Genomic DNA, 25,485 nt, shown 5'->3' with positions numbered 1-25,485 from the left:
GCAATACCTGTTATTGATTTCTGCATGACAAGAATTGCTAAAGCTGTCGAGAAAAGGTAGAATTAAAGTATTGGATGGGATGGTCCTTCTTTGGAAAGGGCTTTTTAGGGACCCAGAAGAAAGCGATTACTTTTTACCATCACCTATCTTGCGATTCCTGAAGTTTTATGAAACGTGGCTTATTCCTAGCTCTCTTCATCGTGGCGGCGTTTATGGCCTCGGCTCAGACGCCAAAGCCTGTGACGGTGGTGGATTTTGTCCATCCGCCCCTCGCCTATATAGAGGCCGAGACCAACGAGCCCCGAGGCGCCGAGATCGCCTTCTACTCTGCTCTCCTCAAGAATTTGGGGTACCAGCCCAAATTCGTCTTCGCCCCCTTTCCGCGAGTCATCGAAATGATCAAGTCGGGGACAGCGGACATAGGCCCCGCATTGATCAGGTCGGCAGAACGTGACGAGTTTGCTCTTTTCTCCGCCGAACCGGTCCTGACCTTGACCCCGGTGCTAGTGGTTCTCGCCGATAGTCCCCTCAAACAGTTGAACGCGCCCGCCGACCTGGCCGGGTTCAAGATCGGCGCCGCCTTAGGCGTCACAGTGCCGGCCTTCTTCGCCAACGCTGGCCTGCTGCCCTTCGACTGGATCTCGGGTGACAGCTTTACCGAGCGGCACCTGCGCATGCTGACAAGGAAGCGCTTCGACGCCTTTATCGACCTCAATCCCCTGAACGTCATGAGAGTGGCCGAGGCTCTGGGGATGGCTAACGACATCCGCCTGATTGATATCCCCGGCGGCGGCACGTCCTATTACGTCACCCTGTCGAAGAAGTCGACGAAGGCGGCAGAGCTGCTCGCCGGTATCAACGCTGAGCTCGCGGCTAAGAAATTCAGCCTCGATAGCTTTATCCAGGCCGAACTGCGCTAAAGGATTGTCGGGGTTAGCTACGCGCTTCTGCTCAGGTCGTTGAAGACGTAGCGGATAGTACCCTGAAATATTGGAATATAATCTCAAATATCAACGCGAAGATACCACTTATAAGATCAGATTCCTTTGTTATCCCCTCAAGTTTATCTTTCTACTGTGAGGGTTTCTGCACAGAATACGTAACAAAATCCTCCCCAACCAAAGTCAACATAACTCCTATAAATGTTGACTTGGTCGCCATAAAAGCAACACCGTAAAACCACGATGCCCATTGCAGTGGCTCCTTATAGCAATTTCGTCACCCAGGCGTTGCTTTTTGTGCTCTGTAACTGGATCCGACACCTCTGTATCCCTTATCCCTGCTGCTACCTACGAATTGCTTCTCGAACAAATTGAAGATCAACAGTTAGGGGTAATTGCGAGAGAGTGACAAGGTGAGAAAATCTCTGCAGTTGAAGTAAGTCTCCATGAGCTATAAGCTTAAATTCATCCCAACTGCCCTAATAGAATGGAAAAAAAAACGACAATACTATCCAAAAGCAATTCAAGAAAAAGTTGAGTGAGAGATTAAAAAGGCCACATATTCCTTTAAGTCAGCGTTCAGGGTTTGAAAACCATTACAAAACTAAGCTCAGGGCCAGTAGGTACAGGCTAATCTATGAAGTTCTTGATGAAGAAATTGTGGTAATGGCCATTGCTGTCGATAAACGGGACAAAGGGTTTGTTTATAAAAAGGCTCATCGCAGGAAATAATTCCGTTAACCAGTCGTATCCCGCCACCTCCCCTATAAAATTATAGAGGGCAGTCCATCCAGCATCATTATAGAAATACTCTGTAGGGTGCGGTTCTGTATTTATTAGTAAACATCTTGACGTTTATTTGCCCGTTCTGTAACGTTTATTTGTCTTTCCGGTAGCCTACCTACCGATGTTGCGGGTTGTCTCTTTGATAAACTCTTATTGGCAGCCCAGGATAATATCCTGCCGGCCCCCCGGTCAGGAAGCAGTTTATTTATTATCTTCCCTATATGACTGTACTCAAATCCATCTCGCTGCAATCTGGGTACTTTCAAAAATCTCTCTTTCATTTTACAGGAGGTATTATGAAGCACACGGTACGGCTGATCATGCTCGTCTTTTCCCTTACCCTTCTCTCCGGATGCGGCTATAACTCCATGCAGATGCAGGAAGAGGCTGTCTTCAAGGCCTGGGCCGATATCGAGGCCACTTTGCAGCGTCGCGGCGACCTGATTCCCAATTTGGTGGAGACGGTAAAGGGATATGCTAGTCATGAAAAAGAAACCCTGGAAGCGGTAATCAACGCCCGTTCCAAGGCGTCGTCGGTACAAATTACACCGGAAGACCTGGGCGATGCAGCCAAGATGAGCCAGTTCCAGGCGGCTCAGGGCGGGCTTACCTCTGCCCTTTCCAGGCTGATGGTGGTGGTTGAACGGTACCCTGATTTGAAGGCGAACCAGAATTTCCTTGACCTGCAGAACCAGCTCGAAGGGACGGAGAACCGGATTAACGTTGCCCGTCAGCGCTATAACGAGGCGGTCCGCGTGTTTAATGGTGCCATCAGGAGGTTCCCTAACAGCCTTACAAACAATTTCCTCCTTCACCTTGACAAGAAAGAATATTTTAAGGCGGACGAGGCGGCAAAGGAAGTGCCAAAGGTAAAATTTTAACTGGCGTAGGACATTATGAATAACCTGCACAGGATTGCACATCGTATAACCCTGCTTCTGCTCGGAGTTATTGTCTTTCTATCATTCCCTGGTTTGGCTGCCGCTCTTGAAGTCCCTCCATTGAAAGGACGGGTGAACGATTACGCCTCGATGCTGCGTGTGGCAACGGTCGATCAAATGGAACGGTCGCTGAAACAATTCGAGCAGGAGCAGTCTACCCAAATAGTAGTGCTGACTATACCGAGTTTAGAGGGTGAGTCGCTGGAGGCGTTTTCCATCAAAGTGGCTGAAGCATGGAAAATCGGGCAGCAAGGGTTGGATAACGGCGCGATACTCTTGGTGGCGCGTAGCGAGAGAAAAGTGCGGATCGAAGTGGGATACGGACTGGAAGGCTCACTTACCGACCTCACCTCGGGACGGATTATCCGAGGGGTTATCGTCCCGCACTTCAAGAAGGGTGACTTTGACGGCGGCATCATGGCAGGCGTGAACACCATGATGGCAGCGGTCCGTGGTGAATTTAGCGCAGCAAAGGATATCCCGCAGAAAACCGGCGGTAAAGGCGACACTGAAGGGTTCTGGTTCATGCTGATAATGATGGTTTTTTTCATTGGAAAGATGATGGGCAACCACAAAATTATTGCGGCAAGCGTCAGCGGTTGTCTCGCCTCTCTTGTCGGCCTCCTGATACTCGGGCCGAAATTGCTGTTCATCATTCTCCTCTTTCCTGTAGGCTTTATCGGCGGACTGATCGCCTCCAGCTTCTCGGCACTGGGGATGGGACGCGGAATCGGCAGGGGCGGCGGCTATATTGGTGGCGGCTTCGGTGGCGGAGGCAGCTTCGGCGGAGGTTTCGGCGGAGGTGGCGGTGGATTCGGCGGAGGCGGTGCCTCGGGAGGATGGTGATATGAAAACTTTATCGACACAATTTTTGACTCAGGAAGAACAACAGAGAGTCACCGAAGCGGTGCAGAGAGCGGAAAAAAAGACATCCGGGGAGATCGTGCCTATGGTGGTTTCGGCCAGCCATAACTATCCAATGGCATCGGCTATAGGCAGTGTTTTTATCAGCCTGCCGCTCTCCTTGCTGTTCACTTCCGTCACTGGTTCTTTTTTATGGCTCGGCGCCCAGAACATGTGGCTTCTGCTAATTTATTGGACCCTGCTCTTTTTCCCAATTTACTACCTGGTCGACAAGAGCATCTTCCTCAAGCGGCTGTTCCTCCTGAAAGACCAGGTGGAAGAAGAGGTGGAAGAAGCCGCAATTACCTCATTTTACGGTGAAAGGCTCTATCAGACCAAGGATGATAACGGCATCCTGATTTTCGTTTCGGTTCTAGAAAAAAAAGTGTGGATACTCGGTGACCGAAGAATCAATGAGAAAATTGACTCGGATCAGTGGCAGGATATCATCGACGAACTGTCGGCTGGAATCAGGGCGCACAACCAGTGCGAAGCACTTTGCCGTGCCGTTGAACGGGTGGGCAAGGTACTGCTGGAACATTTTCCCATCAGTGACGACGATAAAAACGAACTCCATAATATCATAATCCGGTAATTTATTTTCCGGAATCTACCGGGGGTAGACAACATTTAGACCTTTTCTCAGTAAGATAATGCATCGGGTAAAGGGGGCAAACCTTGGCATAAGTCTTGAGAGGGCATGCTTGTCGCTGGAGGCACAGCGCCTACAATACATTTTACAGACTATGAAAAATTACAGGACGTCAGCTGTACCGACGGTTCACATCTCGACTATAGTGATGCCCGGATATTTACAGGGGAAGTTATGCAACTTCTGCAGCGTCGTGACTTCCTTTGAGGCAAGTTGAGTTGCTGCAGAGCGTTTATTGTAGTAACTGCTCAGCAGCGCCCCAACTTTTCACGAGCTGCCCGCCCGGCAACCGGCGTATCGAAGTCTGAGTTTAACTGCTAATCGGTCAGCTTGTGAACATTTGGAGCAATGGTGACCGGTTACAATGAAAAAAGTGAAACCTAAATTCTGCACGTCGAATGTTAGAAAAAATAAATTCTACTTTAAAAAACAACATATTGAGCAGACAATTGATTTGAAGTTCTATTCACTGTTTGAGTGAACCTATTTTTTCTCACCTTCAACGCCCTTCGGGATCGGCAATTTCACCAAATCGGCTACGTTACCGAAGGCTTGAAATATTTTTATACGTCTGCGCCTCCGATGCCTCACATCTTCGGCAGGTAGCGTAGACTCCGAAATTTCCAATTGCAGGATTTAGGTGAAACCAGATTAGTGGGTTCAAGGTATTTTTTTTCTGCAGCAATGAAAAAGTAGATCCTGTAAAATTTATTATGAAGCGTGGTACCTTACCAGTTCAAAAAACGAGATTATAATTTGAAGACACCGTCAAAATAGTAAAAAAAAACGGAAAAAATTAAAAAACAGAAGGTTAGGCTTTTCTGGTAGGTGGAGGTAAAGATGAAGAAAATTCTTCCGATGTTGGTGGTCTTATTTCTAACAGCATGTGCCAGTATGCCCAAATCATGGTCCCATGATTCAGCAAGCCCACAGCAATACCAGGCAGATCAAGCTGAGTGTATGGCTATGGCTAATAGTGCTAAAAGCGGATCCATAGCTGGTGCCGCGCATGATATTGATGCGATCTACGAGAACTGCATGAGGGGAAGAGGGTATTATCGTTAATAGGCTACTAAAAGGGGGCAGAGGAAAATGAAATGTAATCTTTTCCATTTACATTAATATCTAAATCCTGCAATTGCCAAGTTTGCCGAAGGTGCGAGGCTGCGTACACGCAGGCGTACTGTAGTACTTCAAGTGTTCGCAAACAAAGCAGATTCGGTAAAATCGACATGCAAGATTTAGGTAATGTTATTATCAGGCAGTGCAACCAGGATTTCTCCAGGTGCATAGCGATATCTCAAAGGTGCATGAAGCCGACTCAATTCTCCGTCAAGAGCAACAGTGACTTTTCTTTTTCGGCGGCGAAAATTCAGTTCAATATCATTTACCAGCTTGTTTTCAACACTCGTTTCCTTGGTCATTGGATCGACTCCCCAAAAAATCGCTTTTATAACCAGACTAAAAACTTCTGTTTTAGAGTGGCAATCAACCGCAATAAAATGTAACCCGCTATGACCATGTTTTTTTGCCTGTCCCAATAACGGCAGACTTAATTCACGCTCTCCCACACCGATAAAAACCAACGGTGTCCGCAGCTGTTTGTTTGGAAGACGTACTCTGACAAGCCTGAACTTGAGCAATCTTCGAATGCCTGCAATAATTGAAGCGGGGAGGTAGTGCATTCGATTTTCCAGATAGTTACGGCTTCTTACAAACACCGAATATGCTCCTACAGAGCTTGTGTTGAGAAAAAGAGAATTGTTCACATATCCAACATCAACTGGATAGGCCTTGCAGTTCAGAGCCACATTGATTGCCTCATCCACATTAACAGGTATTCCGGTACGCTGGGCAAAATGATTCAGCGTACCGGATGGTACAATGGCAAGTTCCGTAGTCTTACCGGCAAGGATTGATGCGGCAAGGGCAATCGTCCCATCTCCACCACTGATCAGTACGCGTTTTGTACCCTTCTTCACAGCGTCTTGTATTATTTCGGTCATCTTGACCGGCGATACCTCCTCAAGCTGGATACGGGAATCATTTCGCATTTCGCCAATCACTTTTTCAGAACTACCTGCACCTGGATTGCAATACACCGGCACAGGCTGAGTGAAATCTGTCTTTTTTACGGCACCTGGCTCTTTATTTGTCTCTTTTCTCATCTTTTTGCTTCTGTAAAGTTGTTCAAGAGTTGTCCTTCCATTCTCCCTGGATGCGTGTGAAAACCAGGTGTTCATCAATAGAAAATTTTTTGTTATTCCACGTCCAGGTTTCAATAGCTAATCGCCGGCGATCGCCGCGAATAATTGTAAAGCTATTTGGATCATTGCGGGTCAAACGGCTTGAAATAGCGGTTCCTGCATGAGATACAATTAATCCACCAAGTAGATGTGTGTAGGCAGAGTGTACATGGCCACTGAGGATAATATCAACTCCGGCGTCCCGCATTTTCTTAAGTGCCTTATCTCGTCCTCCGATGATATGGCGATGTCGATACTCTTCAGGGAGCCAGAACGGATGATGGGCAACAAGTATTCGCAGTTTTTCATCACCGCCCTTTTCGAAGTGTTGGGCTATAACATCCAACTGATAAAGATTTACGCGTCCCCGTGACCAGTCAAAGAGAGAACCCGATCGCCTCGCAGTATTGACACCGACGGCGATATACTCCTCAGCTCTCACTATCGGCTCAAGGGGATGGTCGAGATAGCGATGCCACCTTTTCCATGGTGTGAAAAAACGCTCGCTAAGATTATACGCCGGAATATCATGATTTCCGGCAATAACGAGATACGGCCACGATAGACGTTCAAGAAAAGTACGGGCAGCGAGAAATTCGCGTTTACGGGCGCGCTGAGTAAGATCCCCACTGATAACGACAAGTTGTGGCGTAGTCTTTTCCAAGCAGTGCAAAAGCCCCTCGATCAATCGAGGATTTTCGCGTCCGAAGTGTAAATCCGATATATGGGCAAGAGTGATCATCGGGTTAATTCTCTGTTTCTGCGAAGGAGAGTTTGTATTTCACCAATTTATAGTGTCGTCAAAATTATTTATCCTCTTAGTTACTGTATATTTTTTCTAATTTAAAATTTTATCTCTTTTTTCTGCGTTTTCAATACGATCTAGAGTAATTGGTATCATGATCTTACAATTCCAATTCCAGCTGAAGCAAAACAGATCGATGTATTTCCACTCTGCTTTCACAGGTTATCGGCATCACACGCCGAAAACATCAGACACACGCTGAGACAATGCCTGCTGTCATCGCCAGGCAATGAAACGCTAGTCTTGAGGGAGAGATGGAACAATGGGGTAAAACGCTCCTCCGCTAAGAGCATTAAGGTAGCGCAATGCAGTACGCTACCTGATATGAACCACCAGTTGTGGTGCATATGCACCACCATTCCCACTTTCTTACCTGCCTGTTTCGCAGGTGTCTTCCCTTGACGCACCAATAGATGCCGGTAGAGCCATTTGCTGGTTCAGTGGAACAGTAATTGCTTAGTGTTTGAAACATCCTCACTGATTTGTTTTGCCGGGTATTGAGTATCCGAGGCCACAGACCATTATGTGCCTGTGGTTGTTTTTCAGCATGGCTCGACCTTGAATGAAAATCCTATGCAACCAATAGGCTCAGTAATAGAGGGGAACTACTTTTATGATCCATTTTTATGGAGGAATTTTGAGGGTTAAGAACCGGTGGGAACGATCGCTACCCTGATTCTCCTTACTCCTACAACCTAGCAGAGAGGAACACTTATGGCTGAACGAAACGCGTTAGTGGATGGTGTTAAAGGTCTGTCTGCACCATCAGTGGCTAGCATGAAAGAAGAGGGCGTACCTGCTGCCCCCAAAGTTGCGGTTTCTTTTCAAGGCGGCAGCGACGGATACCTGGATATGGGGAAGCCCAGGTCAACGGTTTGGGCAGAAGTCCTGGAATCCTTGAGCGAAGAAAATCAACCAGCATACGTTGAGATTGATCCGAGTTCTCATGAAATAACAGAATTGTTGATTCCCATCGAAGTCACCATAGGCAATATCAGCAGTCCGGACGGGGAAGGGGATATCGAGATCGAACTCATTATCTCCCACGCGCGTCATGTATTGCGTAAAAAGAATCCAGAGTTTGATGAGTTGCTCAGCATTATACAGGAGGCTCAGCAGAAGGAGCTGCCTGTAATCATCAGTGAAAATGATAATCATGAAATCATTGATGTACGTATGAAATCTGAATCGGCTGAGGGGGGGCTATAACCATGGCAATCTCAATGCAACAGGCACGGGATTTGTTCAACCTGAGCCGCAGCAAGCTCTGCTGCCCAGTCAGTGCCCCTAAACCCTGTATCCCTTTTTTATATCCGGATGATGGCTGCTGGGGAAGAGCACATGAAATGTGCCGCCTGATGATCGCCGAAGGGGCCTCGCCCCTGAAGGTTTGGATATACGGCGGCTTGAGGGTGGACACAAGCAATAACCCCAACTGCTATGTCCGCTGGGGGTGGCATGTTGCCCCCACCCTGGATGTTAGTACAAGCAGAGGGGTTAGAAGGTATGTTATTGATCCTTCCCTGTTTAACAGCCCGGTTACCACGGCTACGTGGAAAAGCGTTCAGGGCGACCCCTCGGCACAGCTGGTATACACTTCGGCATCTGTATTTCATAGAAGCTACAGTGGAGCGACGATCACAGACCCCGGATATTCACAAACCAGATCGGTTTTGAGCACCTATCGCAACAGGCTTAAGCTTCGTAGTGCCGATAACGGCCCCCCTCCTTACTTTAACTGTCTGACCAAACCGCCTGGGGTGCAGTGGTACGGTACAATTGCCGGCAATGCCAGCCGTCGATGGTTTACCTGGGGATGGAACCCCAAATGGCATGTGATCTGGACCATTATGCCGTTAACGCAGTGTCCAGGTGGGCCACAGCTTAAATGGAATGTGCAGGTGGAACGTGCCACCTCAAACCAATGCACCTACTGGATCACTGTCACAAACCTGACCCCTGATACGGTGAGATTCGAAGGCCGGTATGATATCCTTTCAAGATAGTTAAGGAGGTAAAGAGCGATGAGAACAGGCATACAATGGAGAGGAACAATAGCGGCAAAGGCAACACGTCGATGGTTTACCTGGGGGTGGAATCCAAATGTACATGTAACGTGGTACCTGATGTCAAACACAGCACGCAAGGGTGCTCCGCAGCTTGATTGGGATGTGGCGGTGGAACGGGCCAATGCTAATCAGTGCACGTATTGGATAACCGTAAAAAACCTTACAAACAAGACCGTGCATTTCGAGGGCCGGTATGCGATTTTATCCTAATAGAGACTGAAAGAGAGGTGAAATAATGCGCATAACTATTGAAATAGACGAAAAAGAAACGAGTGAAACCAAAGTCGACACCACATCCGGTGTAGTCGACACAGAGTTGTCTGCTGATACTGTGATGGGGCAGGTCGATGCGGCCCCTCCTGCTGAATTATTGAAGATAGCCAATGCATTGGGAGCGGAGAGTGCCGGTGCTGCACCGGCTGAATTCATGCCTGCTCCTATGGTTCTAGAGGCGGAGGAGTCGCCGGAAGACTATGGGGCCGTTGCTGAGGAAATAGACGCTATTGAAGACGAGGATGCAGGAGCTTCAACAGAAATGGATATGTAAAACATCCCTCTGTGCAATCGATGTCCGTGTAGCAGCTTGCATGGACATCGATTAAACCATCGGTCTGGCTGCCCTGAGGATTGTGTTTTATCGATTTTTTTATAGCCATCTTAATACAATAAATTTTCGAACAACCCAACCCGTTGGGTTTCGTGCATGGGTGGCGAAACGTATCAGCTTACGCCCAGCCCCTATGGCATAGGAGGCTTTTTCCGGCACCAGTACATTTTGTGCTGCAGTGTCCTCTTTTAGATGGCTACGCCTGGTACACCTTTCTTTACTTTCTGCAAGCTGCAAGTAAACGGGCTGACAGTGTGGTACAAGCCTGGGTCTCGTTTACCCTTTGCGGAGAAAATTTTAAGGGTAACGCCGAGATTGGCAGAAAAAAAGCTATCTTAGAAACGTGGCCCAATCTCTCCGGTCGATCCTATTGTAAACACCAATGGTGCACGCTTTAAAACAAGGAAACACAATGAAAAATAGATATTTCTTGCTGGTTTTATTAACGCTTTCTTTTCTCGCTCATGGCTGTGCTACCAAGGATTCCAGCAGCGCAGTAGAGCAAAGATCCGTTGAAAAAGGAGCAATGAACTTTGTGGTTATGGGGGATAATCGACCTGCCGATGTGTACAGGCCGGAACAACCATATATTTATCACAAAATTGTGAGCACTGCGGTGGAACTTAATCCTGAAATCATCTTGAACACCGGTGATATTGTACTGGGCTATGATGCTGTAAATTCAGAAAAAGCCACCCAGGAATTTGACGAATTCGAACACGCTACCCTTCCCATCCGTCAACGTAACATTCCGCTATACATTGCCATGGGAAACCATTCCGGTTACACGGACTTTGCCAGGGCCGAATTCACCAGGCGCTATAAAGACCAAGAGACGGAAAACCTCTACTATTCAGTCGATATCAAGAACTGTCATTTTGTTATTTTATCAAGCGAATTGGTAGGAGCAACATCGCAGATTACCGGGCAGCAGCTCGAGTGGTTAAAGAAGGACCTGGCTCTTGCCGGCGATAAACACAAATTTGTTGTTGTCCATCGCCCTTTGTATCCTAAAATTACCCATCTACAAGATTCTTTGAATAAGTACCCGCAAAAGCGCGATCAACTGGCACAATTATTTGAGCAGCATCATGTTGATATGGTTTTTGTTGGCCATATCCATACATACAATTTTTCCATGGTAAACGGACTGGCGCAAATTATTGCAGGAGGATCGGGTGCGCCCTTGGCCGGCACATTACCTGAGGGGGGATTTAATCATTTTTTCCATATCATTGTAACCGATGATGATGTTGATTATCGTCTCCTTCCTATGGATAACGAGGTGGCCATGGCAACAAGACTGCTCCAAAAAGAACAAATTCAAGCGGCTTTAAGCTTTGCCCAACTAGCTATGGAAACGGTACCCGACCATCCAATGCCACAGCTTATAGCGGCAACTGCGTATCAACTGCTCAACAAGCAAAAAGAATGTACAACAGCAAAAAACAAACTTACCCAGATCGTAGGCAGTAAAAAGGAAGCAGCTTTCAGGTTAGGTGCCTTTGCCCTGTCCGTTACACAACTGTCCCTTGCCGACGAATACCTGACCAAGGCATACACTCTGGACAATACATCTTTTAAAATCATCTATTTTAACGCCCAACTCAATCAGCAGCAGGAGCGATATGCCCTGGCCCTGAAAAGGTACCAACAAGCATTAGCCCTCACCACTGACAAATATACCATAGCTGATATTGACAAACGTATTGCCGAGATCAAAGAATTCACCAATATCTAGACCGGATTTCTCAATTCGGGCTGAAAAAGGGGTAGGTGTAACTCATGCGAGATTTTCCATTCCCGGATCCGTTTAGGTGGCTGTGCGATGGTTACCGCAAAGGGGCACTTGCAGTATCTTTCACTCTCTGCCTGGCGTTGCTGCTGGCCATGCAGGTATTGGATGGTCCGCTGAAAACCGAGGCTGCGCCACGTGGTATTATTTCCTATGAAATGGCTCAAACGCTTAACATAGCGCAGCGAATACTCGCCTCCTGGAGTGAGGACGCCAAAATCCACGCAGCATTTAGTCTGGGGATCGATTATCTGTTTATGTTGGTCTATGCCTTTTTTATCGGGCTGGCATGTGTACAACTTGGCCGCAGTTTGAGTGGTAGGTGGCAGAAAATAGGAATGATCGGTTTTGTGCTGGCTTGGGGACAGTTTTTTGCTGCATTGTGTGACGCTGTGGAAAATCTGGCCCTTTTTCGATTGCTTGTCGGTTCGACTCAAGAAATGTGGCCTTCGATGGCCTGGTGTTGTGCGGTTATCAAATTCACCCTGGTCGGGATGGGCTGGTTGTATATTTGTTGCGGTGGTTTAATCTTGTTTACTGCAAAGCTATCCTCAATCAACCGTTAAAGCGAAAAAATACAAGTAACAGATCAGCGTTATTGTTCTTCCGATACGCGTGGCCGCAATCACTGGATGAGGGTAATCAAAGTCTCCCATGGTGCGTGGTTGATATCCACCACCAGTGTTGGTTCAAAAACACCGGAATTCTGAAAAACGCTCTTTTTTGGGAAGGCTCACTCTCGGCACTGCATAAATATTATTTTCACACCTGGGAGTTGTCATGGCGGTTTAATTGTTCGAGCTGAGCGCTGAGGCTCAGCTCGAACCGAGGTTGTTGCACGTAACGTTGTATGCCACGTAAGTAACAATTACCTGTTCAATCCAGAGGGAGATTGAGCTGGAAGGCGGTTAAGAAAATATAGAACCTGTCGGCCCTGTTGAAAGGTGCTGCAACCGATCAAGCATTTCTACGCGATGCTGGTGGAGCTGTTTTTTACCCAGCAACATCTGTAGTTTGAAACGCTGCCAAAAAATAATGTCGCGCAGCTTTTCAATGGCCTGCTCGTTTTGGGCAAAAAGCCCTGCGCTGTTAAATATTTGTTCACCTCCTTCTCCCTTTGGTACCAGGTCAAGTTCCTGTAACGCTTTTGGCTCTCCATTCTCCATCAGAAACAGACCTGTTGCTTGGACAACTCCCTGTACGCTGCCGTCATGGTTTTCCAGGGTAAATTGCGTTCCTGCATGGGCTATGGATATGGCACCTACCCCAGCTTCTCTGAGGCTGAGAAGTTGCTCATCCTCTCCGCCTGCGCCCATCCAGACAAGCAAATCATCAAAGATAGGGTCATTTTCATCGATCCAGCTATTCCCATCATTGTCCAGTTTTGCCAGCTCGTTAAATCCATTGTCTGTGGCAGGGCCAAAAAGCTCAAAGCCATCAGATATAGTCCCGTCTCCATCACGATCCAAGGCAAGGAACCCACAACCATTTCCTAATCCGGAAAGTTCCTCACACATACCATCACCGTCGAGGTCAAAAGAGAAATAATTTTCATCTAATAGAGAAATATTTTCATCAAAATTAAGCACAATGGGGTCAATGCCATGAACAAGCCTGGAAAGGCCTGCCGACTGAATAGCAACTTGGCGGCGCTGCATCTGCACGCCCATGCTAAACGAGATGGTTTGCCCACACTCTGTTTGTACTGTCCCGGCAGCCTGGAAACAGAGTGATTCCTGTTCCACATGGACAACGCTGCGGGTGAGGCTGGCTTGGCCAACGAAGAACGGTGATGTATTGATTGCTGGGGCGCGGTTGGCCGTTTCCACCTGGTGCACGGTAACCGAGGTTCCGGATATGTGTTGCACCATTGATGACAGGGCTTGAGCCTGGGCCTGTTTTGGGTCTACCGAATTTGTTGCATTACTTCCGCCGGCAACCTCTTCCTGAGGCGTGACCACGTATGATCCTGACTGCTGGCGGCTTGTAGATGAATGAATGAGAGAAAAGAGGCCCTGCTGGAAGACATTTGCTGAAGGACTCTGTGACATCCGGGGAGAAGAGGGCATGAACTTGCCCTGTTGCCGGATAGTGTTGTTTTGATCTACTTCCGTGTAGTTTGTCGCCGCATCCATGCTGACCATAGTCGCAGCTATTTTCATATTGTAAAATATCCTCCACTTGGATGTTATAAGGGGCTTAAAGAATCATGACTCTACAGCTCTTCTCGGTTCTCAACCAATGAGTCTTTACCCACTTTTTGTGACAACAGTGAAAGCAGTCTTACGGTGGATTGTTTAGCAATGAGTTTATGTGTATATTTTCAAACATCTATACAAGGCAGGGGGGCTCGGGCCCTGTGTACAAGAAAGTGGCAGGACATCTTTTTCTTTTGCTCTGTAAAAAAATGCATCAGCGGTTTAGCGCATATTCAACCTCGCAGGATTCTGAAAACCATTTGAATTAAACCTGCAACAGGAGTACCGTGTAACATCTTGAATTCGCATAGGAAGCATTAATAAACCACTGCGTGGCAGGAGATGTGTTTATCTATGTGTTTATCTGTTTAACGACACCATGGTGCAGATCACGTATCGTGATAATCGCAAAGGAGAAGAGATGTTAGTATTACCGGAAAAAGTAAGTAAAGCATGGGATGAAAAAAAAGGACCGGTCATATTTACCACTGTTGGCAAAGATGGCGTCCCCAATACTATTTATGTTACCTGTGTAAAAAAGTTGGATGATGGCGCAATAGTTATTGCGGATAACTATTTTCACAAAACACAGGAAAATATTCTTGCCGGCAGCAAAGGTTCCGTCCTCTTTATCACAGGTGAGAACAAGGCGTTTCAACTGAAGGGGGCTATTGAGTACCTCAAAGAGGGGGATATCTTTGAGGATATGAAGACATGGAATCCGAAAAAACACCCCGGCCATGCTGCAGCTGTACTGAGAGTGGAACAGGTGTTTTCAGGCTCGGAAAAGCTTGCATAGATGGGACAATTGGATAGACTTGAGCCTTTAGCTCAATGCATTCCTTGAGAACTACTTGATTTTATAGAGGAGACACTTACTACTTTCTATCAGGCTGATTTTTTTTAAGGCCATTGTTCTTTGTCGGCCGGATGTAACCACCTGAAAGATAAATAGAACGAAAGCATAAGGGGGATTAATGACGCAACAAACAGGCGGACTCTATGTTGCCCTGTTAAGTATTCATGGGCTCATTCGTTGGCGAAATCTTGAATTGGGCCGTGATGCAGACACTGGCGGACAAACGCTTTATGTGGTTGAGCTTGCACAAGCGTTGGCCAAGCAGCCTGGAGTCCATAAAGTCGATTTGATCACTCAACGCGTAGTGGATGAAAACGTCTCTACTGACTATGCAAAGCCAATAGAAAAACTTACCGATAACCTTCGGATTGTTCGAATTGATGCCGGGCCGGAAAAATACTTGGCCAAAGAAGAGCTTTGGGATTATCTCGACATATTTACTGATAACCTGACAGCTTTTTTTAATGACAACAACCGTTATCCAGATATCATTCATAGTCATTATGCCGATGCCGGCTATGTTGGCTCGCATTTGGCCAGCCTCTTGGGGATCCCGCTCATCCATACCGGTCACTCTCTCGGCCGTGTCAAGCGAAGTCGTCTTTTAGCAAGTGGGCTGAAAGCTACTGAGATAGAGACCCGTTTTAACATGAGCCGGCGGATTGCAGCCGAGGAACAGACATTGGCAACAGCAGAACGGGTTATCACCAGTACCCGTCAGGAAATTGCAGAGCAGTATGAACTGTATAACCACTATCAGCCCGACCAAATGCGGGTTGTACCACCAGGCACAAACCTCAACCAATTCACGCCATCCACTGGTACCGAACTGGACAGTCCTCTGCGAGCAGAGTTGACTCGCCATTTAAAGAATCCGGATAAACCTCTTATTCTGGCATTATCGCGCCCTGATAGGCGAAAAAACATCACCGCTCTTATAGAAGCATTTGGGCAATCCGCTCGTCTGCAGGAGTTGACAAATCTGTTAATTGTCGCAGGCAACCGCAACGACATAGATGACCTCGAAGAGGGGGCGCAGGAAGTTTTTCATCAAATTTTCATTGCCATCGATCGTTATGATCTTTACGGAAAGGTGGCACTGCCTAAACACCATCATCGTGATCAGGTTCCTATGATTTACAGGATTACAGCCGCTTCCGGGGGCATCTTTGTTAATCCTGCGCTCACAGAGCCGTTCGGTTTGACCTTGATCGAGGCGGCAGCCTGTGGGTTGCCGATTGTGGCTACTGAAGATGGCGGCCCGCAAGATATTATTATGAACTGTAAGAACGGGTTACTGATAGATCCATTGGAGCCGGAAACAATCGTTAACGCGTTGTTGAGACTGCTTGATGATAAGGACTTATGGACGAAAAGTTCTCTGCAGGGACTGCAAGGGGTTCAGGAACATTATTCGTGGGAAGCCCATGCAAAACGCTACGTAAAGATTATCAAACCGATTGCTATGCGTTCGGAAAAATTGTTGCGCAAACCGATCACGCAACGTTCTGGTTTGTATCGCGATCGTGCCATTGTCAGTGACCTTGACCAGAACCTGATCGGCAACGAGCAGTCACTCAAGGAGCTCGTTGTCCTTCTTCGGAAGCAACGTACCCGCGGCTATTTTATAATTGCTACAGGCAGGCGGCTCGACTCCGCTTTAAAATTGATGAAAAAACACAGGATTCCAGAGCCGGATGTGTTGATCACCAGCAGCGGCACCGAAATTTATCATGCACCAAAGTTGACCGATGATACTGCCTGGGCACGGCACATTGATTATCAGTGGACACCGCGCACAGTCAAGCAGTTGCTGGCTGGTTATCCCGGGCTCAAACTTCAGCCGAATATCGAGCAAAGTCGTTTTAAAATCAGTTATTATATTGATCCGGAAAAGGCTGATATCGAAGATATAAAACAGTTACTGCATCAGGAAGAGCAGGCGGTTTTTGTGCAAACCGCATTTGGACAATTTTTTGATATTCTCCCTTTGCGAGCCTCAAAGGGAATGGCTTTGCGTTATGTTGTTGAACGATTGAATGTCCCGTTGGAAACCGTTTTCGTCGTTGGCGGTTCAGGTGCAGATGAGGATATGATGCGCGGCAATACGCTGGCTGCGGTGGTTGCTAACCGGCACCATGAAGAGCTGTCTCAGCTCATTGATATAGACCGGATCTATTTTTCCAAGCAGCCGTATGCTGCAGGCGTGCTCGAAGCCATCGAATATTATGATTTTTTTGGCAGTTGCAAAGATCCTCGGGAAGTTAAACAGGACGATAATGAATAGATTACTGCTTTGCACGGACATGGACCGAACCATCATTCCTAATGGGCGTCAGCCGGAGCATCCGGATGCCGCAAAGTGCTTTCACCAGCTTTGCAAATTGCCTGAGGTCACCTTGGTATATGTTACTGGGCGTCATCTGCAGTTAGTTAAACAGGCAATCAGTGACTACAGTCTACCTGAGCCCGATTATGCAATTACTGATGTTGGTACAAAAATATATGGCCGGAATCAAGGGCAATGGGAGGAAATGCTTGCCTGGCAAACACTGATCGCTGCAGACTGGCGGGGAAAAAAACACGGACAACTGCAGCATGCGCTCGCCGGCTTTCCGGAACTCAGGTTGCAGGAAAAGAGTAAGCAAAATGACTTTAAATTAAGCTATTACCTGCCGTTGAACGTAGACCGGGACAATATCCTGCAACGCGCTGAACGGCAGTTGCAGCAACTGGATGTTGATGCCAGTCTGGTGTGGAGCATTGATGAGCCGGAGCAAGTGGGGCTGCTCGATGTGTTGCCGCGCAACGCAACAAAAGTACATGGGATCGAGTTTCTGCAGCAACAGTTGGGATATGCTATGCACGAGGTCATTTTTGCAGGGGACAGTGGTAACGACTTACCAGTACTGGTCAGCTCGATTCCCTCTATTTTAGTTGCTAATGCTGATCCCGAGACTAAACAGCTGGCATTGAAGCTGGCACAAGAAAACGGTTGTGAGGCCTCCCTCTATTTGGCTCGACAGGAACATTCTCCATTGGGAGGCAACTACGCAGCCGGCGTTGTACAGGGTGTCGAGTTTTTCGCCCCTGAGATAGGAGCGTTGCTAAAGCTATGATCACGAAAAGAACTGAAGTCTCTGTGTTTGGTGAAGTCCTCTTTGATTGTTTTCCAACCGGCGAACAGGTGCTTGGTGGTGCACCATTCAATGTTGCCTGGCATCTGCAGGCTTTTGGCGATCATCCCCTCTTTATTTCTCGAGTCGGTAATGATGACAGCGGCAAGATGATACTAGAAGAGATGCACAACCGGGGCATGAACACCAGCGCGGTTCAGGTTGATGCAGAGCATCCGACCGGTCGGGTTGAGGTAACGATTAATGACGGTGAACCACGCTACGATATAGTTGCAGACAGTGCCTATGATTTTATTTCTATCGACCCCTTGCCGGTAACGGATTTTGACGGAATTCTCTATCATGGAACTCTTGGTTTACGAAGCCATACCGCCCGGCACACGTTTGCAGAGATCACAAGTAATGAGGGAGTACGGATTTTTCTGGATGTCAATCTTCGGGCCCCCTGGTGGCAGCGGGATGAAGTTTTCGGCTGGCTGTACAATGCCACCTGGGCGAAAATGAACGAGGAAGAACTGCGATTGCTCGGGGAACCTGCAACCGATGTCCGTCAACAGATGGCAGAACTGCAAACCTCCTGTGGACTGGAGCAGTTGATCGTCACGCGCGGTGGACAAGATACCCTGATTCGAACTGCCAATGGAAAATTACATTCCTTGTCTCCACAAAAAGTTGCGCGCCCGGTTGATACCGTAGGTGCCGGAGACGCTTTCAGCGCAGTGTATATTCATGGGCTGCTGGCCGGCTGGCCGGTTGCAGAAACGCTTCGTCAGGCCCAGCGGTTCGCAGGAATGATCATCGGTTTACGAGGCGCAACGACAACCGACCCTTTGTTTTATAAGGATTTCATATCTTCTCTTGACTACAGAGCCTGAAGAGCCTGTGAAAATTAATAACCAACCTTCTTATATAGGCAGCTTGTGTACGAACAAATATCCCATACTCTTCTCAATGACATCCTCAACCGCATAAAGCCGGAAATTTCCGAGCAGGATCTGCGGCATTTTTACACCCGACTTGGGGCAAATTTTTACGGAATCCACTTATTGTTTCAACGGCTCTACGGCGATCGGGATGATTTTGACCAACAGGCGCAGAAGCTGGTTGAAACGATGGCAACGCAATATATCAATCGTCCGGATAGGCTCCGTCAGCTCGACCTGGCCAGGGAAAAAGATTACAACTGGTTTCTCCATCAACAATGGACAGGAATGGCGCTCTATTGCAAGGGTTTTGCCGGTACCTTAAAAGGCCTGCAGGAGCGTCTGCACTATTTTCAGGAACTGGGTGTCAATATGGTTCACGTGATGCCGATTTTGCTTTGTCCGGAAGGGAGCAGTGACGGTGGATATGCGGTCAGTGATTTTCGCGAGATTAATCCTGAGGTAGGCACACTGGAAGATGTGGGGCAGCTTGCCAAGGAAATGAAAGAGCGTGACATCCTGCTGGTGCTCGATGTGGTGGTCAATCATACCTCGAATAAGCATTATTGGGCGAGCTGTGCCAGGGCGGGAGACAAGAAATATCAGGACTATTACTACACCTTTGAAAATCGTAATGTCCCCGACATGTTCGAACAGAGTATGCCGGAAATCTTTCCGGAAACCTCACCAGGCAATTTTACCTGGGACGAAGAGATGGGCCGCTGGGTCATGACGGTTTTTAACGATTTTCAGTGGGATCTCAACTACAGCAATCCTGCCGTTTTTATAGAGATGCTCAATATTATTCTCTTCTGGGCCAATCAGGGGGCGGATATCCTGCGGTTGGATGCCGTAGCCTTTTTGTGGAAGAAAATAGGCAGTACGTGCCAGAATGAGCGTGAAGCGCATTTGATCCTCCAGCTTTTAAAGGACTGCTGTCAGGTCACCGCACCGGGGGTGGTTTTTATTGCTGAGGCGATTGTCGCACCCGTGGAGGTCATCAAGTATTTTGGAGAGGATGCGGTCATCGCCAAGGAATGCGAGATCGCCTACAACGCCACCTTCATGGCTTTGCTCTGGGATGCGGTCGCCACCAAAAATGCTCGCCTGTTGAATCAAGGGATAAAAAATCTACCGGTAAAGTTGGAACGTGCCACTTGGCTCAATTACGTCCGCTGTCACGATGATATCGGTCTGGGATTTGACGACAGGGATATCCTCCTTTGCGATTACCAACCTGCCCACCACCGGCAATTTTTAGTTGATTATTTCACTGGTAAATTCGAAGATTCCTATGCGCGAGGACTCCCCTTTGGCCAAAATGCCAAGACCGGTGACACCCGCATTTCCGGCTCTCTAGCCTCATTGGCTGGGCTGGAGTACGCGCTGGAAACAGGTGACAAAGAAATGATCGATGATTCGGTTAAATTGATTTTACTGCTCCACGGTATGATTATGTCGTTTGGCGGCATTCCGCTGCTTTATTATGGTGATGAAATCGGTACGTTAAACGATGATACTTACCGTGATGATCCCTACAAAAAAGGGGACACCCGCTGGGTACATCGACCGTCAATCGACTGGGATAAAGCAGACCAGAGGAATATACCCGGGACTGTTGAATATGAAATTTTCAGTGCGTTAAAAAGGATGATTGCGGTCCGAAAAGAAATGGATGCCTTTGCCGATTTCAACAATCGTGAGCTCATCGAAGTTGAAAATCCGCACCTTTTTGTCTTTGGCAGATATCACCTGCAAAAACCCAATGAAAAAGTCCTGGTGGTTGCAAATTTTAGTAATAGACCAAAGTCGCTGAACATAGGCGAACTTGGCAGTTGGGGCGCACAATACCGGCAGTTTGTTGATGTATATAGCGGAGAATGCCCTGATGTTTTTAAAAACAATCTGGTTATTCCAGGTTTCACTTTTTACTGGTTGTCTGAGAGGTGATGCAATAAATTCGATTATTTTTACACCAGGTTGAAATCTATTATCCGAGCCTGCGCCTGTTGTCCCTACGTCGTGCGCATTTTTTTATCAGATGTTGTAGGTGTGTCGCTGAGTCCTTTTATAACGTGTTGGCCCAGGTTAGTCAGGGTATAGGGCTTTTTCAGGTGTGATTTTACTCCAAGCTGCAATGCTTCGTTTAGTTTGCCGATTTCGGAAAAGCCACTGGCAATTATGGCCTTCTGCCCAGGCCACTTTTTTATGATTTCCTGATAGGTTGCCAGGCCATCAATCCCAGGTTCCATTATCATGTCTAAAATGACAAGATCTACAACATTATCCTCAAGAAAGGACAGGGCATCTTCACCACTTGAAACCGTGTATACGGTATAATTTAATTCGGTAAGAATCATAGAGGCTATTTCCAGCTGTTCTTTCATGTCGTCGACAAGGAGGATTGTCTCGCCATGCCCCTTTAATTCTTTGAATTCAGGTGCAGAAACTTCACTGGCAATGGAGTCGCGGCACACAGGGAAATAGAGCGTAAATACCGTACCTTCATGAATTTTACTTTGACAGTCAATATATCCATGGTGGTCCTGGATTGCCCCCCAAACGACGGCCATACCTAGTCCCGTGCCGCTTCGGCCCATTTTTTTCTTGGTGTAAAAGGGTTCAAATATTCGATTCAGGTCTTGTTCTTTAATTCCAGAACCTTCATCTTTTATGATTAAGGTAACATATTCTCCCGCAAGCACCTTATCATACAGTTTTAGGGGCTTGTCTAAATAACGATTTTCTGTCTGAATTGTCAGTTGTCCACCACCGGCCATGGCTTCGACGCCATTACTTACCAAGTTCATCACTGTCTTGGAAAGATGTAATTCAGACCCCTTGAGTCGCATCAGGTTGCCGGCAAGATCGGTTTTTACCTGTATGCCTGGATGATGAAATAACAGTTGCTGATATTCAGGGCTGGAGAGATAATCAGTGATAATGTGATTAAGGTTTAAAGTGTGTGTTATCGAAACCCCTCTTCTGGCAAGTGTCAGTAAATCTTGCACAATAGCAGCAGCTTTTTCGCCGGATGCCTGTATGGTTTGTAAAGGGCGATACATTGGATCATCTTCTTTGAGTTGGAGCAGAAGAAGTTCCGGGTAGGTCACGATTCCTGATAGAATGTTATTTAAATCGTGAGCAACACCACCAGCCAATGTCCCTATTGCTTCCATTTTTTCTGCACGGTGAAGCCGTGTTTCCAAATCATTTTTGCTGATTTCCGCTTGTTTACGTTCGTAAATTTCCTGTTTCAGTTCTCTTGTACGATCAGAGACTATTTGTTCAAGGTTGTCACGGTTTTGTGCCAGCTCTTTTTCTGCTTTTTTACGGATTGCAATTTCTTCTATGAGTTGTTGGTTTGTTTTTTCTGACTCTTCATGCGCAACCCGAATGTCAATCATTGATTGTTGGATATTGTCAGCCATGGAATTGAAGGTCAATGCGAGCTCTTCCAACTCGTCTCCTGAGTCAATATGGAGGCGTTTGCTCATGTCGTTTTGCTGAAAGTAACTAATATTTTTTATAATTTTCGTTATTCTCCCAGTCAGGATGGAAGCCATCCAAATAGCGATGATGATAATAGCAAAAATCATAACCAGAGTGGAAACGGTCAAATTTGTAGTAGTCTCTTTTAAGGATGTTGTGAGGAACTCTTGATTGCGTTGAAACTGCTGATCAAGTGTTTTGATATGATCTGAACCAATGTTTTCGATGTGCTCTGCTGTGGCTAAAGCTGCTTTGTGAAATTCATGAACATTAGCCCCGATGGTGACAAAACCAAATCCTCTGGGACTGCCGGCATATTGGCCGGTATAGTATGGGATAGCTGCGGCTGTGGTAAGTTTCCACAGTCCGCTCCAGAAAATGAGGAAAGAGCCGGAGCCTCCGTGTTGGGTGAGGTTGATCCATCCATCACACTGTGGGGCAAAGTTTAAATATCTGCAATCCAGGCCGACATAACCTGACTGGGTTTGTTCTGGTGCAGCTTTTTTATCAAGAGATTGGTTGTGATAAAGCGGAAGAGTATTTAAAAACTCAGTAATTTTTACAGTCGTCGCTTGCCATTGCTTATAATGTTTGGCTTCCAGCCAAGGGAGAGCGGGTTCACCGGTCTCTGGATTATACCCTGCAATAAAATAATCTCTTGGGTGAGAGATGTTGCGACCTCGATAATCCCACATAAATGCGTAATTACCTGTTCCTGCATCTGAAATGGCAGTATATCGTTCTTCGGTCGGGACTATATGGTCGGTAAATTCCATGATGTGGGTATGATCAAGGGCAAGCGTTACAAATCCAATCACGTGTCCGTCACGCTCAACAGGCGTTGCCCAGCGGACCAGGCCCTTGAATCGCTTACCCTCTGGATTTTCTTTACCGGCATAGGCTGATGTTTGAGGGGAGAAGTCGATGCCGAGCTTTTCCGCTCTTACCCTAGAGTACGTTCCTATCATGTCTGTTCTTTGGTAAGCGCCAATAACATCAGAAACAAATATTTCTCCGGGTTGGAGATCCTTGAGGTGTTTGAAATAGGTTTCCGCTTTGCAGAAGGTATTCTTTTTTTGAGAGACATCATGCAAGTCGGGCGTAAGAAAATCAGAAGTGGTGACTTTAAATTTTTCGTGACCGGCAAGATCGATGAACGTCAGTTCCAGATACAGAGGATGTTCGACAGATGTTCCATGAATTTCTGGTGGGCGAGAGTGAAAATCGTTAGCATTGTCCTTGTTACCCGATTGGACTACATCCAACACAGTATGCGTGGGGTGTGTTTCCTCCCAGCGTTTTCCTTCCCTATCCATGACAAGGGGCTCATGTTCAATGATTGGGCTGAATTTGGAAGCGAGGAAATTACGATAATTAGTCTCGGAAGGTTCAAACAAGGCTGCCTGTCGGATATCACGGTCCCGTTCGTATAGAAATCTGGCCACATCGTTAGCTGTATCCACGGTAAGCCTTTCAATTGCTTCTCGCGACTTTTCGTCAAGGGCACGAATTGAGTCTTTGGTTGCCAGCTGAACAATCTCTTTCCCCATTTTCTGGCTTTCCAGGGTTGCAGTCTCAAAAGAAAGCTGCATTTTTTGAACTAAATCGGTGATTTGATGCCAGGCAAACCAGGCAAGGGCTAGCAGGGGGAGAACTTTGATGAGAATGAAGATTAGAATAAGCTTGGTTCTGATCTTAAACGAAATTTTTTTCATGTTGGTTTGGCTGGATTCTACCTAAGAATATACAGAACAGACCTATCTCGAATTTTTCATGAATTTTTTGATTTTAAACTCAATTAATTGATAGTGTTGCTTAACAAGTAATTGCACAATTAATAGTTTGTTTTTTGTTTTGAATCAAAAAGTTCCGCCTTCGGGTCAATATTCGCTACTGCTGCACGGCTTGTGCCTTGCCCTGCGAAAAAAACTGTATTGATGAGAAATTCGGGCTATGATAAGTGATTTTTCCGTTGTTCTTAAAGCTATTGTACTCTGCAGAAAATTTAGTAAGATGGGGCTTTTGTTTGCTGTTATAAAAGGGAAAAGGTCTTATCGTCAGCTGCTGACGTAACGGCCACTTTCATTTTGAAAGTGACTGAATGGTTATCTTCTTCAATCTATCACATTTTAGATCAGGTTGGTAAAATTACTTAGCATGTTGTCCGATTATTGGTTTGCTCAGACGTTTGGGTTTACTTCTTTCGAATAACGCTATTGAGTCGAGAGCAAAATCAGGAGCGATCTTTTTCTAAAGTAAGTAAATAGGATCTAAGATTTTTAGAACTATTGGTCAAACCAAGTTTTTGGCGAAGTCTTTTTCGATGAAAATCAACACCGCTTGTTGAAATTCCAAGTACCTCTGCGATTTCTTTACTGGTTCTGCCGCTGCGTACCATATTGGCTACTTCAATTTCTTGGGGAGTGAGCAGCATGTTCAGTGCTGAAATGTTCTGCAGGAATGGTGAGATGATGTCTCTGAGGTTCGCATCGACCACCTCGGCTAGGGTGCGCTGTTTATCAGAGAGGTTTCCCTGTAACATTTGCTCAATATAAGGGAGGACAAGGCGGTCCACGTTCACATAAATGGTTTCTTCTATTCGTGTTTTGTCCTCGTCTCGTTGCCTTAATAATACGCGCAGTGCGATATTGGTTTCTTCAAGACGTTCCTGTTCACTGCGTAACTCTGCCTCTTTTGCTTCCAGTTCTTTTTGTATCTCGATTATGGGGGTTATGTTTTCATGGGTTACAATAATGTGGTGATTTTTGTCATCCCGAAAGGGGACTACCCGGATGGCAAACCACCTTTTTTGGTCTGGAGAATGGCAAGGGTAGTGGGAAAGAAATTCCGGAATTTTCCCTTGCAGCACCTTTTGAATACCTTCAGCAACACTGCTGTCTTCTCCATCGCGATGACTGCTCGTGCCACTACATGTCTTAAGATAGTTTATTCCGATACTGTCAAATGGTTCCTGCATACCGTTTTCACGACCAAAGTCCTGCCAGGCGCGATTGGTTTCTATGATAATACCATGTTCGTCAAGTATAGCGACATGGGCTGACATTGAATTAATAATAACTTTGTAAAGAGTGGAATCCAGCATAAATTTTTCCTCTTGGTGATAGTTGTAG

The 25,485-nt window shown here is 46.7% G+C and carries 23 protein-coding genes; 18 read left to right on the top strand and 5 right to left on the bottom strand.

Going from position 1 to position 25,485, the window contains the following annotated elements; all coding sequences use genetic code 11:
- The first annotated feature begins 167 nt into the window (after positions 1–167).
- From JWH17_RS16290 to JWH17_RS16260, 7 genes are all read left to right on the top strand, one after another.
- Positions 168–920 (top strand): substrate-binding periplasmic protein, encoded by a 753-nt coding sequence (locus tag JWH17_RS16290; RefSeq protein WP_205223699.1) that lies wholly within the window; start codon positions 168–170, stop codon positions 918–920.
- A 555-nt stretch (positions 921–1,475) separates the two neighbouring features.
- Positions 1,476–1,673 (top strand): type II toxin-antitoxin system RelE family toxin, encoded by a 198-nt coding sequence (locus JWH17_RS16285; protein ID WP_232371137.1) that lies wholly within the window; start codon positions 1,476–1,478, stop codon positions 1,671–1,673.
- A gap of 350 nt (positions 1,674–2,023) precedes the next feature.
- Positions 2,024–2,608 carry a LemA family protein gene (locus JWH17_RS16280; protein ID WP_205223698.1) on the top strand — a complete coding sequence of 195 codons (585 nt, stop codon included), beginning with the start codon at positions 2,024–2,026 and terminating at the stop codon, positions 2,606–2,608.
- A 15-nt stretch (positions 2,609–2,623) separates the two neighbouring features.
- Positions 2,624–3,514 carry a TPM domain-containing protein gene (locus JWH17_RS16275; RefSeq protein ID WP_205223697.1) on the top strand — a complete coding sequence of 297 codons (891 nt, stop codon included), beginning with the start codon at positions 2,624–2,626 and terminating at the stop codon, positions 3,512–3,514.
- 1 nt (position 3,515) lies between these two features.
- Positions 3,516–4,166 (top strand): TPM domain-containing protein, encoded by a 651-nt coding sequence (locus JWH17_RS16270; protein WP_205223696.1) that lies wholly within the window; start codon positions 3,516–3,518, stop codon positions 4,164–4,166.
- A 105-nt stretch (positions 4,167–4,271) separates the two neighbouring features.
- Positions 4,272–4,430 (top strand): hypothetical protein, encoded by a 159-nt coding sequence (locus JWH17_RS16265; protein WP_205223695.1) that lies wholly within the window; start codon positions 4,272–4,274, stop codon positions 4,428–4,430.
- A gap of 633 nt (positions 4,431–5,063) precedes the next feature.
- Positions 5,064–5,288, top strand: coding sequence for a hypothetical protein (locus JWH17_RS16260; protein WP_205223694.1), 225 nt, complete (start codon positions 5,064–5,066; stop codon positions 5,286–5,288).
- Positions 5,289–5,464: 176 nt separating this feature from the next.
- Here JWH17_RS16260 and JWH17_RS16255 read toward each other — a convergent pair whose 3' ends face one another.
- Entirely contained in the window at positions 5,465–6,391 is a 927-nt protein-coding gene (locus JWH17_RS16255; protein WP_205223693.1) for a diacylglycerol/lipid kinase family protein, read from the bottom strand.
- Positions 6,392–6,413: 22 nt separating this feature from the next.
- Complete coding sequence (locus JWH17_RS16250; RefSeq protein ID WP_205223692.1) at positions 6,414–7,211, bottom strand: metallophosphoesterase family protein; 798 nt, start codon at positions 7,209–7,211, stop codon at positions 6,414–6,416.
- A 777-nt stretch (positions 7,212–7,988) separates the two neighbouring features.
- Here JWH17_RS16250 and JWH17_RS16245 point away from each other — a divergent pair.
- From JWH17_RS16245 to JWH17_RS16220, 6 genes are all read left to right on the top strand, one after another.
- Entirely contained in the window at positions 7,989–8,483 is a 495-nt protein-coding gene (locus tag JWH17_RS16245; RefSeq protein WP_205223691.1) for a hypothetical protein, read from the top strand.
- Positions 8,484–8,485: 2 nt separating this feature from the next.
- Positions 8,486–9,280: a protein-glutamine glutaminase family protein gene (locus JWH17_RS16240; RefSeq protein ID WP_205223690.1), complete on the top strand. Its 795-nt coding sequence runs from the start codon at positions 8,486–8,488 to the stop codon at positions 9,278–9,280.
- A gap of 18 nt (positions 9,281–9,298) precedes the next feature.
- Positions 9,299–9,553 (top strand): hypothetical protein, encoded by a 255-nt coding sequence (locus JWH17_RS16235; protein ID WP_205223689.1) that lies wholly within the window; start codon positions 9,299–9,301, stop codon positions 9,551–9,553.
- A 25-nt stretch (positions 9,554–9,578) separates the two neighbouring features.
- Positions 9,579–9,890, top strand: a complete 312-nt coding sequence (locus JWH17_RS16230) for a hypothetical protein (RefSeq protein ID WP_205223688.1) — start codon at positions 9,579–9,581, stop codon at positions 9,888–9,890.
- Positions 9,891–10,362: 472 nt separating this feature from the next.
- Positions 10,363–11,691, top strand: coding sequence for a metallophosphoesterase (locus tag JWH17_RS16225; RefSeq protein WP_205223687.1), 1,329 nt, complete (start codon positions 10,363–10,365; stop codon positions 11,689–11,691).
- 44 nt (positions 11,692–11,735) lie between these two features.
- Complete coding sequence (locus tag JWH17_RS16220; RefSeq protein ID WP_205223686.1) at positions 11,736–12,311, top strand: hypothetical protein; 576 nt, start codon at positions 11,736–11,738, stop codon at positions 12,309–12,311.
- A 342-nt stretch (positions 12,312–12,653) separates the two neighbouring features.
- Here the strand turns inward: JWH17_RS16220 and JWH17_RS16215 are convergent, their stop codons facing one another.
- On the bottom strand, positions 12,654–13,907 hold the full coding sequence (locus tag JWH17_RS16215) for an SPM autocatalytic domain-containing protein (protein ID WP_205223685.1): 1,254 nt from the start codon (positions 13,905–13,907) through the stop codon (positions 12,654–12,656).
- A 457-nt stretch (positions 13,908–14,364) separates the two neighbouring features.
- Between JWH17_RS16215 and JWH17_RS16210 the strand changes: the two genes are divergently transcribed.
- From JWH17_RS16210 to JWH17_RS16190, 5 genes are all read left to right on the top strand, one after another.
- Complete coding sequence (locus JWH17_RS16210) at positions 14,365–14,742, top strand: pyridoxamine 5'-phosphate oxidase family protein (RefSeq protein ID WP_205223684.1); 378 nt, start codon at positions 14,365–14,367, stop codon at positions 14,740–14,742.
- Positions 14,743–14,920: 178 nt separating this feature from the next.
- Positions 14,921–17,089 (top strand): HAD-IIB family hydrolase, encoded by a 2,169-nt coding sequence (locus tag JWH17_RS16205; RefSeq protein WP_205223683.1) that lies wholly within the window; start codon positions 14,921–14,923, stop codon positions 17,087–17,089.
- Complete coding sequence (locus JWH17_RS16200; protein ID WP_205223682.1) at positions 17,082–17,921, top strand: HAD-IIB family hydrolase; 840 nt, start codon at positions 17,082–17,084, stop codon at positions 17,919–17,921. The genes JWH17_RS16205 and JWH17_RS16200 overlap by 8 nt, the downstream gene beginning before the upstream one ends.
- Positions 17,918–18,814, top strand: coding sequence for a carbohydrate kinase family protein (locus JWH17_RS16195; protein ID WP_205223681.1), 897 nt, complete (start codon positions 17,918–17,920; stop codon positions 18,812–18,814). The genes JWH17_RS16200 and JWH17_RS16195 overlap by 4 nt, the downstream gene beginning before the upstream one ends.
- A 45-nt stretch (positions 18,815–18,859) precedes the next feature.
- Positions 18,860–20,812 carry an amylosucrase gene (locus JWH17_RS16190; RefSeq protein WP_205223680.1) on the top strand — a complete coding sequence of 651 codons (1,953 nt, stop codon included), beginning with the start codon at positions 18,860–18,862 and terminating at the stop codon, positions 20,810–20,812.
- A gap of 65 nt (positions 20,813–20,877) precedes the next feature.
- Here the strand turns inward: JWH17_RS16190 and JWH17_RS16185 are convergent, their stop codons facing one another.
- Both JWH17_RS16185 and JWH17_RS16180 read right to left on the bottom strand, forming a co-directional pair.
- Positions 20,878–24,069, bottom strand: a complete 3,192-nt coding sequence (locus JWH17_RS16185; protein WP_205223679.1) for a hybrid sensor histidine kinase/response regulator — start codon at positions 24,067–24,069, stop codon at positions 20,878–20,880.
- Between the two features lie 518 nt (positions 24,070–24,587).
- Positions 24,588–25,457, bottom strand: coding sequence for a helix-turn-helix transcriptional regulator (locus tag JWH17_RS16180; protein WP_205223678.1), 870 nt, complete (start codon positions 25,455–25,457; stop codon positions 24,588–24,590).
- Positions 25,458–25,485: the final 28 nt, after the last annotated feature.

Origin of the sequence: Desulfogranum marinum, assembly GCF_016918565.1 — a bacterium.
In the GTDB taxonomy this organism is placed as follows: Bacteria; Desulfobacterota; Desulfobulbia; order Desulfobulbales; family Desulfobulbaceae; genus Desulfogranum; species Desulfogranum marinum.
Note: the sequence above shows the minus strand (reverse complement) of the source record. Positions and strands in the feature narration are given on the sequence as shown.